The following is a 14,117-nucleotide window of genomic DNA, read 5'->3' on the forward strand; positions in this document are numbered from 1 at the left end:
TTATTCTCCTCCTGAGAGATCGACGGAATGGCCGCCGCCATGGCTGTCGCCGGACCTGAGGACCTGCGCGGCGGTCTGCGCCCCGTGGACCATCGACTGGTTGCGCTTCATGCGCTGGGCCCAGGCGGGTGGGCCGGAACCCTCCGATCCGCCCGTGGGCGCCGCGGGCGTGCTTGGTGAATTGCCGCCGACCGTCCCTCCGGTCGACGAGCCGCCGGTTGCGGCGAAACTGGACCGAGCGCCGGCGGCGAAGCTTTCCCGCATCGAGCTGCCGGCTTGAGCGGCGGCGCGCCGCACAGGAGCCGCGGCGGCTGAAGCGGCCGCTCGCCCAACCCGGCCGAGTCCGGCCGCGACGCCCGACGCGCCGGACCGGCCGGCCGAAGCGAGGCTGTAAGCGGAGGATGCGCCGCCCGCCATCGCCGCGCCGCCGCGTGCGGCGGCGGCCGTGCCAGAGGCAGCCGCCATCGCCCCTCTCCCGGCCAGGCCGAGCGCACCGGCGCCGGCCATTGCCGTGCCGGCGACAGCGAGGCCGGTGCCGACAGCGGCGCCTGCGCCGAGCTGGGGCGCGCCGGAGACCAGGCCGGTGGCGATCCCGGGGCCGAAGATGCCGAGGCCCAGCATGGCGAGCGCAGCCAGCACGACGGACAGCGCTTGCTCGACCGTCGGCTGGCCGCCGGCGTAGGTCTGTGTGAACTGCGAGAAGAGCCCGGTGCCGATGCCAACGATGACGGCCAGCACCATCACCTTGATGCCGGACGCGACGATGTTGCCGAGCACCTTCTCTGCGAGGAAGGCAGTCTTGTTGAAGAGGGCGAAGGGAATAAGGATGAAGCCGGCCAGTGTGGTCAGCTTGAATTCGATCAGCGTGACGAAGAGCTGAACCGCCAGAATGAAGAAGGCGATCAGCACCAGGACCCACGAGACCATCAGCACCGCGATCTGCACGAAGTTCGCGAAGAAGCTGGTGAAGCCCATCATCTGGTTGGCCGCATCGAGCAGCGGCTGTCCGGCGTCGAGCCCGACCTGGGCGAGCTTGCCCGGCCGCAGGAAGTCGGCGGTGCTGATAGACGAGCCGCCCGCCTTCAGGCCGAGGCCGGCGAAGCTGTTGAAGACGATGGCCGATAGATTGTTGAAGTTGTTGATGATGAAGGCGAAGAAGCCGATGTAGAGGGTCTTCTTCACCAGGCGCTGGAGGATGTCCTCGTCGGCGCCCCAGGCCCAGAACAGGCCTGCAAGGGTGATGTCGATGACGATCAGCGTGGACGAGAGATAGCCGACTTCGCCCTTGATCAGGCCGAAGCCGGAATCGATGTAGGTGGTGAAGGTGTTGAGGAAGGTGTCGATGACGCCGACGTTGTTCATCGCGCATCTCCCTTAGAAGGGGTGGCCGGCGCGGCAGCGCCTGGGGGCGTTTGTGGCGGCAGAGGCCGCGCCGGCCTGCCGAAGAATCGCTGGCGGTTCTCCTCCCAGACCGCGACGCAATGCGGATCTTCGGCATCCTGGGGACCGAGCGCGCTGCAACGGCGCAGCTCGGCCGAGAGGTCGTCGGATGCTGGTGTGACGATGGTCGGAGGGGTCTCGGCAATGGGGGCCGAGTGGCGCCGGTTGGTCACCACAAGAGCCGTGATGGCGACCGCGATCAGGGCGACGATCGCGGCGGCGCGGAAGATTTCCGACCGTCCCAGCATCGCCGCGCCTCAGTTGCCGCTGAACATGGTGACGTTTCCGGGCTGATAGCCGGTGCGCGTCGAGAAGGTCTTGTAGTTCTGCTGGCCTTGCGCCTCGGCCGAGGCGGTACGCGCCTGCTCCAGGGCGTCGGCCCGACTCTTGGCCGACAGCACGGCGACGAGATCGGAAAGCTGCTGAGATTGCAGCGCCAACAGTTGGTTGCCGGCCTGTGCCGCCTGCAGCGCGCCGGTGGCGCTCTGGCTGGCCGTGACTAGCGAGGTCATCGCACTGGAGTTCGTCGGGATGTTGCCGACCACGCCCGCCTGTACCTTCAGGCTGTCCTCGAAGGCGGCGACGGAGTTCTGCCAGCGGGTCTGCGCGTTGGCGACCATGGCGGTGGTCGAACCTGTGCCGGCGGCCGAACCGTAGCTCGTAGAATAGGCCTGCTCGATGCGCTGGACGTTGAAGGCGATGTTCTGCGCCTGACCTAGCAGTGACTGGGTCTGGGCGATCGACGACTGAAGCTGGGTCAACGTCGACATCGGCAGGTTTGCAAGGTTGCGCGCCTGGTTGACCAGCGACGTCGCCTGGTTGGTCAGCATCGTGATCTGATTGTTGATCTGCTGCAGCTCGCGCGCGGCGGTGAGCACGTTCTGGCCGAAGTTGGTCGGGTCGTAGACGATCCACTGCGCCGATGCGGGGGGCGCGCCGACGGCCAGGGTGAGCACGGCGGCGCTTGCCGCCGCCAGATGGCGCAGCTTGATCATGATGATGTCTCCAGGTTGATCAGGTCAGGGATGAGATCGGCGGCCCAGAGGAGCTCGTGGTCCGCGAGCCAAGCGGGCGTGAAAGCATCGCGGCCGTGCTCGGCGACGACGCGCTCGATCGCGGCGTGGTCCGCCTTGGAGGAAGCGGCACAGAAGGCGAGCGCTACGGGGCCGAGACCTAGCTCGAACAGGCGATTGCCGCGGCGCGACTGGCAGTAGTAGTCGCGCTTCGGCGTGGCGCGGGCGAGGATCTCGATCTGGCGATCGTTCAAGCCGAAGCGGCGATAGATCGCGGTGATCTGCGGCTCGATCGCGCGCTCATTCGGCAGGAAGATACGCGTCGGACAGCTCTCGACGATCGCGGGCGCGATGTTGCTGCCGTCGATATCCGACAGCGACTGCGTGGCGAAGACGACGGAGGCATTCTTCTTGCGCAGCGTCTTCAGCCACTCGCGTAGCTGCTGGGCGAAGGCCGGATCGTCGAGGACCAGCCACCCCTCGTCGATGATGAGCAAGGTCGGCCGGCCGTCGAGGCGGCCCTCAATGCGATGGAAGAGATAGGTCAGCACGGCGGGCGCCGCTCCGGCGCCGATCAGGCCCTCGGTCTCGAACGCCTGCACCGGAGCGGAGCCGAGCTGCTCAGCCTCGGCATCGAGTAGGCGGCCCGAGGCTCCACCGACGCAATAGGGCTGCAACGCCTGCTTCAGCGCCGTCGACTGCAACAGGACCGCCAGGCCGGTGATGGTGCGCTCGCCCACGGGCGACGACGCCAGCGAGCTCAGCGCCGACCAGACATGCTCCTTGGCGGTCGGATCGATGGTGACGCCCTCCTTCGCGAGGATGGCCGCCACCCACTCCGCCGCCCAGGCGCGCTCCGACTGATCGTCGATGCGGGCAAGCGGCTGCAGCGACACCGAATGTTCCGATCCAGCCGACAGGCTGCCGCCGAGATCGTGCCAATCGCCGCCCATGGCGATCGCCGCGGTGCGGATCGACCCGCCGAAATCGAAAGCGAAGATCTGGTTGTTGCGGTAACGGCGGAACTGCATCGCCATCAGCGCGAGCAGCACCGACTTGCCCGCGCCGGTCGGGCCGACGATCAACGTGTGGCCGACGTCGCCGACATGCAGGCTGAGTCGGAAGGGCGTCGAACCTTCCGTCTTGCCGTAGAGCAGCGGCGGCGCCTGGAAATGCTCATCCCTTGCCGGCCCAGCCCAAACTGCCGAAAGCGGGATCATGTGCGCCAGGTTCAGCGTCGAGACCGGCGGCTGACGGACGTTGGCGTAGGCATGGCCGGGGATGGAGCCGAGCCAGGCCTCCAGCGCATTCACTCCTTCCGGCATGCAGGTGAAGTCGCGGCCCTGAATCACCTTCTCCACCAGCCGGAGCTTTTCAGCGGCGAGACCCGGGTCCTCGTCCCAGACAGTGACTGTCGCAGTGACATAGGCTTGGCCAACATCGTCGGAGCCCAATTCCTGCAGGGCGAGATCGGCGTCGGCGGCCTTGTTGGCCGCGTCGGAGTCGACGAGGGTCGACGCCTCGTTGGTCATCACCTCCTTGACGATGGCGGCGATGGACTTGCGCTTGGCGAACCACTGCCGGCGGATCTTGGTGAGCAGCTTCACCGCTTCGGTCTTGTCGAGGAGGATCGCCCGGGTGGACCAGCGGTACGGGAAGGCGAGCCGGTTCAGCTCGTCGAGGATGCCGGGATGCGTCGTTGTCGGGAATCCGACCACAGTGAGCGTGCGAAGATGATGGGCGCCGAGGCGGGGCTCGAGGCCGCCGGCAAGCGGCTCATCGGCGAGCAACGCATCGAGGTGCATCGGTGTCTCGGGCACGCGGATGCGCTGCGCACGGGTCGAGATTGTCGAGTGCAAGTAGGTCAGCGTGTCGCCGTCGTCGAGCCAGGCCACCTCGGGCATGAACCCCTCGACCAGTTGCAAGACGCGATTGGTCCGATCGACAAAGCCGCGCAGCAGCTCCCACGGATCGACGCCCGTCTGCGCGCGGCCCTCGTAGAGCCAGCCCTCGACGCGGGAGGCGTCCTCGGCGGGCGGGAGCCAGACGAAGGTCAGGAAGTAACGGCTCTCGAAATGAGCGCCAGCCTCTTCGAAGGCATCCTGGCGCTCGAGATCAACCAGCGCTGACGCCGGATCGGAAAAGCTGCTGTGCGGATAGGTCTGCGCGGCGATCCGTTGCGCCTCGACAAAGATCGCCCAGCCGGAGCCGAGACGGCGCAGCGCATTGTTGAGTCGGGCGGTCACGCCCACCAGCTCGGCCGGCGTGGCGCTATCGAGGTCCGGTCCGCGAAAGCGCGCCGTGCGCTGGAAAGAGCCATCCTTGTTGAGGACAACGCCCTCTTCGACCAAGGCCGCCCAGGGCAGGAAGTCGGCGAGACCGGCGGGACGACTGCGATATTCTGCAAGGTTCAGCATCGGAGCCTCAGACGCCGAGAAAGGCTGGGTAACGAAGGTGCCGGCGCACCACGTCGACGAACTGCGGATCGCGCTTCGCCGCCCAGACGGCCGCAGTGTGACCTACCGCCCAGATCAGCGCGCCGGGGATCCAGAGCCGCAGGCCGAGGGCGATCGCCGCGGCGAGCGTGCCGTTGGCGATCGCGACGGTCCGCGGCGCGCCGCCCATCAGAATTGGGTCGGTAAGCGCGCGATGGACCGGCGCGAAGAAGCCGGGCACGTCGGGATCGACGATCGCGGCCATCAGACCAGCGCTCCGCCGGAGAAGGAGAAGAAGGACAGGAAGAAGCTCGACGCGGCGAAGGCGATCGACAGGCCGAACACAATCTGGATCAGCCGGCGGAAGCCGCCGCTCGTGTCGCCGAAGGCGAGCGTCAGGCCGGTCACGGTGATGATGATGACCGAGATGATCTTCGCGACGGGCCCTTGCACCGACTCCAGGATGGAGTTGAGCGGGGTCTCCCACGGCATGGAGGAGCCGGAGGCGTAAGCCGCCGGGGCGAAGGCGAGCGTCAGGGTCGCGAGCGTAACGAGCTCGGCCACGCGGCGACGCGAAGAATGAGCGACAGCGAGAACACGGATCATGATGGGTCTCCGGGGGGCAAGAGGTCGCCGCCCGCCCCGGCGGACTGGACGCGGTAATCGCCGGTGGCGGGATCGAGACCGGCGATGAGTGCGAGTTCGGAAAGGCGGCGTTCGCTGCCGCGCCCGCGCAGCACCGCGACGAGATCGATAGTCTCGGCGATTAGCGCCCTGGGGACGGTGACGACGGCTTCCTGGATGAGCTGCTCGAGGCGGCGCATCGCGCCAAGCGCGGTGCCGGCGTGGACCGTGCCGATGCCGCCGGGGTGGCCAGTGCCCCAGGCCTTCAAGAGGTCCAGCGCCTCCGCGCCGCGCACCTCGCCGATCGGGATGCGATCGGGGCGCAGGCGTAGCGAGGAGCGGACCAGATCGGAGAGCGAGGCGACGCCGTCCTTGGTGCGGAGCGCCACAAGGTTGGGCGCGCGGCATTGCAGCTCGCGGGTGTCCTCGATCAACACCACGCGGTCGGTGGTGCCGGCGATCTCAGCCAGGAGGGCGTTGGTGAGCGTGGTCTTGCCGGTCGAGGTGCCGCCGGCAACGAGGATGTTCTTGCGATCTGCCACGGCGGCGCGGAGCGCCGCGGCCTGCCCGGCGAGCATGATGCCGGCGGCGACATAATCGTCGAGGGTGAACACCGCGACGGCAGGCTTGCGGATCGCAAAGGCCGGGGCGGCCACCACCGGCGGCAGAAGTCCCTCGAACCGCTCTCCCGTTTCGGGCAACTCGGCCGAGACACGCGGTTTGTCGGCATGGACCTCCGCGCCGACATGGTGCGCGACTAGGCGCACGATCCGCTCGCCATCGGCGGCGGACATCGTCCGGCCGCTATCCTCCAGACCCCCCGACAGCCGGTCTATCCAAAGCCGGCCGTCGGGGTTGAGCATCACCTCGACGATCGACGGGTCTTCGAGGAAGCCGGCGATGGCGGGACCGAGCGCGGTGCGCAGCATGCGCGCACCGCGGGAGAAGGCCTCGGAATGAAGTGGTGTGACCGCCACGATCGTCCCCGTCATTGGCAAATCGCGACACGCGACTAGCGACGGGGACGATTAGAAAAGGCAGTAAGTAGGGCGATTCAACAAGTATTCATATGGCGTAGGGGCCGGGCGTAAAGCAGCGAAAAAATACTTGCTGGGTGCGGACTTGGTTTCGACGGCTTCGGTGACGCTCCGGTTATTCGGGATCGCGTCTAGTCGGTGTCCGCCGATCGAGTCGGGTCTTCCCGCGCATCGTCGGGGATCTCTTGCCGAAGCTTTGGCCCCTGGCTGAGGCGCCGGCCAAGCGCGGCGACGAAGTTGTCGTAGCGAGGTCCAGCCTGCGCCCGCGCCGCCTTGGCAGCCGGTTCAGGAAGCGCCGGTGTCGTGGTGAGCCAGAAGCGGATGAACAGGGCGAGCGTCTCGACGGCGATGCCGACGTCGCGCTCGAGCCGCGCCAGGCGCCGGTCCTGCTGATCGAGGCGTTTGGCGATGGCAGCCTCGCGCCGCTCATCTGCGTCCGGCGAAAGGAACGAGGCGATGGCGGCCTCGGCGATCAGCGACATCGGTTGCTCTCGCCGCGCCGCGTAGACGGACAGGGACCGCATCACGTCCGGATCGAGATAGACGGAGATCTGGGCCTTCTTCTTCGGCGCCGGCATCCCAGCCTCACAGTCCCAGGTCGTCGCCGGGGTCGAGGGAGGCTTGGCGCGCCAAGCCCTGCATGAGGTCGTTCATCCGACCTACGCGGGGCGCATCCTCCTCAAGCTCGTCGGTCGGATCGAGGGCGAATTCGTTGTCGATCGGCTGCTTCTTCTCGACCGTCTCCTGGTTCAGTTCAGGCTGGCGACGGCGGTCCGAGTTCTTCGGGTCTTCATCGTCGGCCTCCTCGCCGTCACGCGCAGCTGGCGCCGGCGGCCGCGGGGGCAATGGCCGTGAACTCCAGTCGTCGGAACGACTCACTTTCGGCTGCGTCGGCGCAGGCGGCGGCAGGATGCGCTCCTGCAACCGCGCATCCTCGTAGTAGCGCGCCTTCCTCGCGCGGATCGGATGGACGCCAGACACCATGACGATCTCGTCGGTAGGCGGGAGTTGCATGACCTCGCCCGGCGTGAGCAGCGGGCGCGCCGTCTCTGATCGGGAGACCATCAGATGTCCGAGCCAGGGCGACAGCCGGCTGCCGGCATAGTTCTTCATGGCCTTCATTTCGGTCGCCGTGCCGAGTGCGTCGCTGACCCGTTTGGCGGTGCGCTCGTCGTTGGTGGCGAAGCTGACCCGCACATGGCAGTTGTCGAGGATCGAGTTGTTCGGCCCGTAAGCCTTCTCGATCTGGTTCAGCGACTGGGCGATGAGAAAGCTCTTGATCCCGTAGCCCGCCATGAAGGCGAGCGCGGACTCGAAGAAGTCGAGCCGCCCCAGCGCTGGGAACTCGTCGAGCATCAGGAGCAGCCGTCGCCGACCGGCCTTGGCCAGCAGGTCCTCCGTGAGCCGCCGGCCGATCTGGTTGAGGATCAGGCGGATCAGCGGCTTGGTGCGGTTGATGTCCGAGGGCGGCACCACGAGGTAGAGCGTCGTCGGCCGCTCGCCGGCCACGATATCGCCGATCCGCCAGTCGCAACGCCGCGTCACCTCGGCCACGACAGGGTCGCGATAGAGGCCAAGGAACGACATGGCCGTACTCAAGACGCCGGAGCGCTCGTTGCCGGATTTGTTCAACAACTCCCTGGCGGCGCTTGCGACGACGGGATGAACGCCAGCCTCGCCAAGATGCGGCGTGCGCATCATGGCCGAGAGCGTGGACTCGATCGGCCGCTTCGGATCAGACAGGAACGATGCGACGCCGGCGAGCGTCTTGTCCTCCTCGGCATAGAGGACGTGAAGGATGGCGCCGACCAAAAGCGCGTGGCTGGTCTTCTCCCAGTGGTTCCGCTTTTCGAGGCTGCCTTCGGGATCGACGAGGATGTCGGCGATGTTCTGGACGTCGCGCACCTCCCACTCGCCTTGGCGCACTTCGAGCAGCGGATTGTAGGCCGATGACTTCGCATTGGTCGGATCGAACAGGAGCACGCGGCCGTGCTGGGCGCGGAAGCCGGCGGTGAGCTGCCAGTTCTCGCCCTTGATGTCATGGACGATCGCCGAGCCCGGCCAGGTCAAGAGCGACGGGATGACGAGGCCGACGCCTTTGCCCGATCGCGTCGGCGCGAAGCACAACACATGCTCCGGCCCATCGTGGCGCAAATAGCTGCGCTGGTAGCGGCCCAGCACGACGCCATCGGGTCCGCTGAGTCCAGCGGCTTCGATCTCCTTCGGTTGCGCCCAGCGGGCAGAGCCGTAGGTCTCGGCATTCTTCGCCTCGCGGGCGCGCCAGACGGACATGCCGATCGCGACAGCCGCAGCGATGATCCCACCCGATGCGGCGATGTAGGCTCCCTCGATGAAGATGTCGGGCGCGTAGGCGTCGTAGGCGTACCACCACCAGAAGAAGGCCGGCGGAAGGTAGAACGGGAAATGCAGCAGCTCGAACCACGGGTGGCCGAGCTGTGGCTGGAAGCCGAGGCGCCAGGCCGTCCACTCCGTCGCGCTCCAGATCGCCAGCAGGACGATCGCAAAGACGGTGATGACCTGGCCCCAGAGAATCTTGGTCGCGGACATAGAAGACGTCCTTTCATGAGGTCGATGATTGTAGGGATCAGTCACAGACCGAGCCCCCGGTTGCGGCCGAAGCCCCAGTCGATCCCGCCATCCGCGCGGGCGACGCCGGAGACGTGGCGGCCGAGCTGCTTTTCGAGGGTGGGCGTCCAGGGCACGAGCTGGAAGCCAAGGCCGTCGTCGATCATGGCGAAGCGGCCGGAGGCGAGCGCGAAGCGTTGTCGGTAGGTCCCGGCGACATACTCGCCCGTCGCCGCGCCATTGAACGGCTGGCCGGTTTCGGCGGCGAGCCGCTCGCCCAACGCCTCCACCTCCCGCTGTCGAAGCGTTCCGATCAGGCCGGAGGCGAACACGATCCCCCGCGCCTGTCGCTCGGCGAGGCCCTGCTCGATGAGCCGGTCCGCCCGGCGATCCATCGCCTCGCGGACCTCGGCCCCGAAGCCGGCCTGGCCGAGCGCCACCGGATCGCGCGCGACCGCCTGGCGATCAAGCCAAGTCGCGCCGCTCGCCGTCACCTGGTCTTCGATGGCGAGGTCGGAGCGCGCCGCAATGGCAACGCGACGCCGGCCTTGCGCGTCGTCGAACTTGCGCAGCTCGACGATCGAGCCTGGTGCGCTGTCGCCGGCGGCCTCGAGATCGGGAAGCTTGATGTGGTGGGTCCGCCCGTCGACACCGTCGACGACAGCGTAGGCCGTACCCTTCAGCTCATCCTCGAGGCCGCGATCGACCAGGCGGCCGATGATCGGGACATCCAGGCTCTCGCCAGCGAGCACATAACTCGCCGCGGCTCGCTCGATGCCACGTTCTGTCAGGCTGCGGTGGATGCGCTTGATGATGTCGCCGCGCTCGCCCAGCTCGCGCAAGGTCGTCTCCGCGGCCGAGTCCATCGTCCATTGGCCCGGCCCGTGCTGGTGCGCGAGACCAAGACCCTCCAGGCGCCGCAACCGTCCGACCTTGAGAGCTTCGAACGGATCAGGCTGACGTCCGGCATCTGGTGCGAGATCGATGACGCCGTGTCGATCGGCATCGCGGGCGAGCTGCCGGTCGAGTTGGGTCCAGCGCTCGGCGTCGACCTGGCGCTCGAGCGCGCGACGGATGTCGAGATCGCTGCGCAGCCCCAGCTCTTGCGTCACCAGGTCCTGGGCCCGGGCACGCATCCCCTCCTTGATGTAGTCGCGCGAAATGACGAGGTCCTGGCCGTCGTCGGCGACGCCGCGCACGATGATGTGGACGTGGGGATGCTGCGTATTCCAGTGATCGACGGCGACCCAATTGAGCTTGGTGCCGAGATCCTTCTCCATCTGGCCGACCAGCTCGCGGGTGAAGCCTTTCAGGTCGGCCATCTCCGGCGCGTCCTCGGGCGAGACGATGAAGCGGAAGTGATGGCGGTCCTTCTCGCCCCGCTCCGCGAAGGCCTTGGGGTCGGCGTCCTCGGTCTCGGGACCGAACAGCCTGGCCTTCTCCCCGTCCCGGGTGACGCCCTCGCGCCGGAGGTAGCCGAGGTGGGCTGCGAGCGGCGCAGCGCGAGCGGTATGGCGGACGACGCGGGTCTTCACCGTGACCAGACGAGAGCGGCCAGTCAGCAGATGGTTGGCCCGAACGCTGGCGGCTCGGCCGCGGCCGAAGGTGGAGCGCCGTCCGCTGCGCAAGAGACCTTGGCGCGAGACGCCGCCGCCGGCGCGTTGCGCTGCCGCGAGCGCCTGGGCGACGAAGGGCTTCGTGCGCTGGTTGCGGGTTGAGCGGATGCGGCCCGGGCGAGGCTGGAAATCGTTCTCGTCAGCCATCGCCGGCCCCGGCAATGTGCGGAAAAGTCAGCTCCGGCAAAGCGTTGTGGGTCCGGCGCACCTTGCGCGCCAGGGCCGCACATTGCCGGATCGCTGAAAAATCCCAATAAAAACAACCGACCGACCGAGCCGCACCTTGCGGCCTTTTATCTCGCCCTCGGTCGGTTGGTTTCTGCGTTCCTTCCCTGCCTGCCCTTCCTTCTTCCCGGAAGGACGCTGTGCCGCGCCCGCCTGCGAAATCGCGCTCTATAGCTGCGATGTAGCCTCCGGGGACGTCAGACGCCGCCGAGCGGACAGGGAAAGCGCGGGCCGACTGAGGTGATGTAGCGGCACATCGGCGGGAGAGCGGCGCGATCACGGTTTCGGCCCCGCTGCGGAAACGTGGACGAACAGCCCATCGGATTGCGGTGCGATGGCCGACAGGTCGCGCACCGCGATGGCAGCCGGCGCATCGCTCGACGGCTGTTTGGATGGCGCGCCATCGACAGGCTCAGCGCTTGCCGATCGCGTGATGAAGAGAGGGGCCTGTGTCCAAGACGGCGGACCGGAGGCCGCCACGAGGACAGGCCCATCGGTCGCGCCGTCCCCGACAAAAGGGACAAGCGCCGCGACGTAAGCGACGGTTTCAGGCGGTAGCGGACGATGCCGGTCGCGATAATCTTCGTATCGCCCCGGCCCGGCATTATACGCCGCGAGGAATCCCGGCGATCCGTAGCGGTCGTGCATTTCCCGCAGGAAAGCGGCGCCCGCCAAGATGTTGTCGTGCGCATCGAACGCGTCGCGCCCGAGGCCGTAGCGAGCGCGAAGCGCAGCCCAGGTTTCGGGCATGAGCTGCATCAGGCCCATCGCGCCCTTGGGCGAGACGGCACGGCGATCCCCACGACTCTCGATGCGCATGATCGCCCGTATCCACGCCTCAGGGATGGCGAAGCGCTGGGCCGCTTCGGCAATCAGACCGGCGTAGGAATCGCTCGCCGACCTCACCGCGATCGGCGTTGCCTGGGCGAAGACGGCGACGGCGGGCATACCGAGCGCCGTCACGCTGGCGAGCAGAAGAAGCGCGCGCCGCATCCGATCAGCCCCGATCGCCGCGCTTCGGCGGGCGGTTCCAGTTCAGCACCCAGGCGGACTTGTCGTCGCCCGATTGGAAGAGGTTGGCGCGGATCGCCTGCGCGAGTGCGGGATCGTCGATGACGAGTGAGACGTACTCGCCGGCCTTTTCGCCGGTGCGCTTCCAGCCCGCGCCGATCTCAGGGCCGTCGCCGTCGCCGAGATGGACGCGATAGTCCGGCGCGTTCTCGGCATCGGAGGATTCGGCCGGAACGAGGGAGAGGTCACGGTAGAAGAAGAGCGTCTGGATACGCCCGGTGAAGCCGGACTTGTCGCGGGTGAACTGACCAATCTGCGCCATGGGAAACCTCCGTTGTTGGCGGGTTGAGAAGCGGGTCAATCAGTGGCGGCGCGCCACACGAAGCGGCCGTCACCGGCCTCGTCGGTCCACAGCGGGACCGCGCGGGCGACAATCGCAGTGGTGGGAAGCGGGCCGAAATAGCGTCCGTCCAGGCTGTCCGGGACGGTCGGGTTCATGAGAAAGAGTTCACTGGGGCCGAGCGCATGGCAGCCGCTCCAACGCGGCAGCGGACGGCCGAGATGGTCGCGTTCACGCGCCGCGCCGACGGCGATGTGATCGACGGTGATGGCGTCGCCCGCGCGGCACACCGTCTGCCCAGGCAGCGCCATCACATGCTTCAGCAGCGGCACGCCCTTGGGCAGAAAGCCGCCATCGGCCAGGTAGCTGGCGATCGGTTCGGGCGCGCGCACGGCGACCAGCTCGAGCGCATGGAGCTGTCCGGCTGGGCGGAGCGCATAAAGCCCGGTCGGCGTGCTCGCCGTGGCATTCCAGATCAGGCGCGGCGCCGGATGGACGAAAGCCAAGCCGATGAAGACGAGCATGGCGAAATACGTCGTCATGACGTAGCCAAAGCGGGTCATAGCGTGACGCTCCGGCGCTTGAGCCAAGCGGCATGCTGATCGCGCGTGTAGGGGCGCGCTTCATGGCCGGCAGCGAGACGGTTGTGGAGGTGGCGCCAGTATTCCGGCGCGGCGTCGGCGGGATCGATGTCGAGTGTCTCGACGGCGTCGATCGCCTGCAGCACGCGCTCGACCTTGGGCCAGCTATCGACGCGCAGCAGGATCTCGCCGCCAGGGCGCACGAAAGGCAGCGTCTGGAGACGTGCGCCAGGCTCGACCGCGCGCACGATGTCCATGCGCGAGATAACGGTGCCGAAGTCGTTCGACGCCCAGCGCACGAACGCGAAAATGCTGCCTGGCTTGAAGCTCGAGATGCTGCGGCGGCGATCGAGGATTTTCTCCTCGGCACGCCGGCCGAAGCGTAGCCAGTGCTCGATCTTCTTCTCGATCCAGGTCAGTTCGACATGGGTGAGTGCGACGGTGCGCCGATGCGATGGCGGCACGACACGCGGCGGCGACGGCTCGTTGTCGTTCATGAGGACTCTCCGGGATCGGCGGGGAATTCGCGCGCGAAGAGGTCGCGCAGCATGTCGGCGACGGTGACCCCGCGCTGGAACGCGACGACTTTGATACGGCCGCGCAGCGCCGGCGTGACGTCGATCGTCAGGCGCGCGGTGAAGGCGGAGGGCTCGTCACCGCGACGGCTTGAGGCGTCAGGCGTCTTGATCCAGCTCTCGGCGTCGCCGGGCCGGGCGGCGAAGCCGCGTCGGGCGCCACGCGCGTTCATGGCGTAATCCTCGAGACTTCAGCGGCGAGCGCCGCGATCTCGCGCGCTGCGGCGCTCTGCTCGGCGAGCTCGAACACAAGCCGGCCGGACTGTGCGGCGTCGGCGAAGATGACGCGCTGGCCGATGGTGCTGGTGAGCACCGGCGGATCGTGATCGGCGAGCGTTTCGGCGGTCTCGCGAGCGATGATCGTGCGGGCCGCGCAGCGGTTCAGCACGAAGCGCGCCGCGATCTGTGGGCGATAGATGCGCGCTTCGCGCAGCAGCTCCAGCATCTCGGCCGAGGCCCAGCCGTCGAAGGGCGACGGCTGTACCGGGATCAGCACGAGGTCGGCGGCTAAGAGCGCCGAGCGCATCAGCCCCGCGATGCGCGGCGGTCCGTCGATGACGACATGATCGGCGGTGAGCGCGATCTCGGGCGCCTCGCGATGGAGCGTGTCGCGCGCGAGACCCACCACGCCGAA

At 67.7% G+C, this 14,117-nt stretch carries 16 protein-coding genes; all 16 read right to left on the reverse strand.

All coding sequences use genetic code 11. The features are described 5' to 3' along the window. Positions 1–1,362 (reverse strand): P-type conjugative transfer protein TrbL, encoded by a 1,362-nt coding sequence (gene trbL / locus ABFC66_RS06235; protein WP_293459837.1) that lies wholly within the window; start codon positions 1,360–1,362, stop codon positions 1–3. Further along, positions 1,359–1,688 carry a putative entry exclusion protein TrbK-alt gene (gene trbK-alt, locus ABFC66_RS06240; protein ID WP_085772628.1) on the reverse strand — a complete coding sequence of 110 codons (330 nt, stop codon included), beginning with the start codon at positions 1,686–1,688 and terminating at the stop codon, positions 1,359–1,361. The genes trbL and trbK-alt overlap by 4 nt, the downstream gene beginning before the upstream one ends. Positions 1,689–1,697: 9 nt before the next feature. Further along, positions 1,698–2,435, reverse strand: coding sequence for a P-type conjugative transfer protein TrbJ (gene trbJ / locus ABFC66_RS06245; protein ID WP_293459840.1), 738 nt, complete (start codon positions 2,433–2,435; stop codon positions 1,698–1,700). Next, positions 2,432–4,870, reverse strand: a complete 2,439-nt coding sequence (gene trbE / locus ABFC66_RS06250) for a conjugal transfer protein TrbE (protein WP_085772627.1) — start codon at positions 4,868–4,870, stop codon at positions 2,432–2,434. Before trbE ends, trbJ begins: the two co-directional genes overlap by 4 nt. Before the next feature lie 7 nt (positions 4,871–4,877). Further along, on the reverse strand, positions 4,878–5,153 hold the full coding sequence (locus tag ABFC66_RS06255) for a VirB3 family type IV secretion system protein (RefSeq protein ID WP_085772626.1): 276 nt from the start codon (positions 5,151–5,153) through the stop codon (positions 4,878–4,880). Continuing rightward, positions 5,153–5,494 (reverse strand): TrbC/VirB2 family protein, encoded by a 342-nt coding sequence (locus ABFC66_RS06260; protein WP_085772625.1) that lies wholly within the window; start codon positions 5,492–5,494, stop codon positions 5,153–5,155. Before ABFC66_RS06260 ends, ABFC66_RS06255 begins: the two co-directional genes overlap by 1 nt. Beyond that, a complete protein-coding gene (gene trbB / locus ABFC66_RS06265; protein ID WP_293459844.1) occupies positions 5,491–6,504 on the reverse strand; it encodes a P-type conjugative transfer ATPase TrbB in 1,014 nt (337 codons plus the stop codon). Before trbB ends, ABFC66_RS06260 begins: the two co-directional genes overlap by 4 nt. A gap of 176 nt (positions 6,505–6,680) precedes the next feature. Next, the gene (locus ABFC66_RS06270) at positions 6,681–7,127 is read right to left on the reverse strand and encodes a CopG family transcriptional regulator (RefSeq protein WP_085772623.1); all 447 of its coding nucleotides are present in this window, start codon (positions 7,125–7,127) and stop codon (positions 6,681–6,683) included. Between the two features lie 7 nt (positions 7,128–7,134). Continuing rightward, on the reverse strand, positions 7,135–9,117 hold the full coding sequence (locus ABFC66_RS06275; protein ID WP_293459848.1) for a conjugal transfer protein TraG: 1,983 nt from the start codon (positions 9,115–9,117) through the stop codon (positions 7,135–7,137). Between the two features lie 41 nt (positions 9,118–9,158). After that, complete coding sequence (locus ABFC66_RS06280) at positions 9,159–10,898, reverse strand: VirD2 family relaxase/mobilization nuclease (protein ID WP_293459850.1); 1,740 nt, start codon at positions 10,896–10,898, stop codon at positions 9,159–9,161. A 354-nt stretch (positions 10,899–11,252) separates the two neighbouring features. Beyond that, a complete protein-coding gene (locus ABFC66_RS06285) occupies positions 11,253–11,969 on the reverse strand; it encodes a lytic transglycosylase domain-containing protein (protein ID WP_293459852.1) in 717 nt (238 codons plus the stop codon). Positions 11,970–11,973: 4 nt separating this feature from the next. Beyond that, positions 11,974–12,309, reverse strand: a complete 336-nt coding sequence (locus ABFC66_RS06290; RefSeq protein ID WP_293459854.1) for a DUF736 domain-containing protein — start codon at positions 12,307–12,309, stop codon at positions 11,974–11,976. 35 nt (positions 12,310–12,344) lie between these two features. Beyond that, a complete protein-coding gene (locus ABFC66_RS06295; protein ID WP_293459856.1) occupies positions 12,345–12,890 on the reverse strand; it encodes a S26 family signal peptidase in 546 nt (181 codons plus the stop codon). Next, positions 12,887–13,405, reverse strand: coding sequence for a DUF2840 domain-containing protein (locus ABFC66_RS06300; protein ID WP_293459858.1), 519 nt, complete (start codon positions 13,403–13,405; stop codon positions 12,887–12,889). Before ABFC66_RS06300 ends, ABFC66_RS06295 begins: the two co-directional genes overlap by 4 nt. Beyond that, positions 13,402–13,656, reverse strand: a complete 255-nt coding sequence (locus tag ABFC66_RS06305) for a hypothetical protein (protein ID WP_293459860.1) — start codon at positions 13,654–13,656, stop codon at positions 13,402–13,404. The genes ABFC66_RS06300 and ABFC66_RS06305 overlap by 4 nt, the downstream gene beginning before the upstream one ends. Further along, the coding region (gene parA, locus ABFC66_RS06310) for a ParA family partition ATPase (protein WP_346740093.1) at positions 13,653–14,117 on the reverse strand (465 nt) is incomplete at its 5' end. The genes parA and ABFC66_RS06305, both read right to left, overlap by 4 nt.

The sequence above is a fragment of the Parvibaculum sp. genome, assembly GCF_039680535.1.
In the GTDB taxonomy this organism is placed as follows: domain Bacteria; phylum Pseudomonadota; class Alphaproteobacteria; order Parvibaculales; family Parvibaculaceae; genus Parvibaculum.

What these genes read in the sequence shown, in the direction of transcription:
- trbL (WP_293459837.1), bottom strand. Translation starts at nt 1,362, where the DNA reads ATGAACAACGTCGGCGTCATCGACACCTTCCTCAACACCTTCACCACC.
- trbK-alt (WP_085772628.1), bottom strand. Translation starts at nt 1,688, where the DNA reads ATGCTGGGACGGTCGGAAATCTTCCGCGCCGCCGCGATCGTCGCCCTG.
- trbJ (WP_293459840.1), bottom strand. Translation starts at nt 2,435, where the DNA reads ATGATCAAGCTGCGCCATCTGGCGGCGGCAAGCGCCGCCGTGCTCACC.
- trbE (WP_085772627.1), bottom strand. Translation starts at nt 4,870, where the DNA reads ATGCTGAACCTTGCAGAATATCGCAGTCGTCCCGCCGGTCTCGCCGAC.
- ABFC66_RS06255 (WP_085772626.1), bottom strand. Translation starts at nt 5,153, where the DNA reads ATGGCCGCGATCGTCGATCCCGACGTGCCCGGCTTCTTCGCGCCGGTC.
- ABFC66_RS06260 (WP_085772625.1), bottom strand. Translation starts at nt 5,494, where the DNA reads ATGATCCGTGTTCTCGCTGTCGCTCATTCTTCGCGTCGCCGCGTGGCC.
- trbB (WP_293459844.1), bottom strand. Translation starts at nt 6,504, where the DNA reads ATGACGGGGACGATCGTGGCGGTCACACCACTTCATTCCGAGGCCTTC.
- ABFC66_RS06270 (WP_085772623.1), bottom strand. Translation starts at nt 7,127, where the DNA reads ATGCCGGCGCCGAAGAAGAAGGCCCAGATCTCCGTCTATCTCGATCCG.
- ABFC66_RS06275 (WP_293459848.1), bottom strand. Translation starts at nt 9,117, where the DNA reads ATGTCCGCGACCAAGATTCTCTGGGGCCAGGTCATCACCGTCTTTGCG.
- ABFC66_RS06280 (WP_293459850.1), bottom strand. Translation starts at nt 10,898, where the DNA reads ATGGCTGACGAGAACGATTTCCAGCCTCGCCCGGGCCGCATCCGCTCA.
- ABFC66_RS06285 (WP_293459852.1), bottom strand. Translation starts at nt 11,969, where the DNA reads ATGCGGCGCGCGCTTCTTCTGCTCGCCAGCGTGACGGCGCTCGGTATG.
- ABFC66_RS06290 (WP_293459854.1), bottom strand. Translation starts at nt 12,309, where the DNA reads ATGGCGCAGATTGGTCAGTTCACCCGCGACAAGTCCGGCTTCACCGGG.
- ABFC66_RS06295 (WP_293459856.1), bottom strand. Translation starts at nt 12,890, where the DNA reads ATGACCCGCTTTGGCTACGTCATGACGACGTATTTCGCCATGCTCGTC.
- ABFC66_RS06300 (WP_293459858.1), bottom strand. Translation starts at nt 13,405, where the DNA reads ATGAACGACAACGAGCCGTCGCCGCCGCGTGTCGTGCCGCCATCGCAT.
- ABFC66_RS06305 (WP_293459860.1), bottom strand. Translation starts at nt 13,656, where the DNA reads ATGAACGCGCGTGGCGCCCGACGCGGCTTCGCCGCCCGGCCCGGCGAC.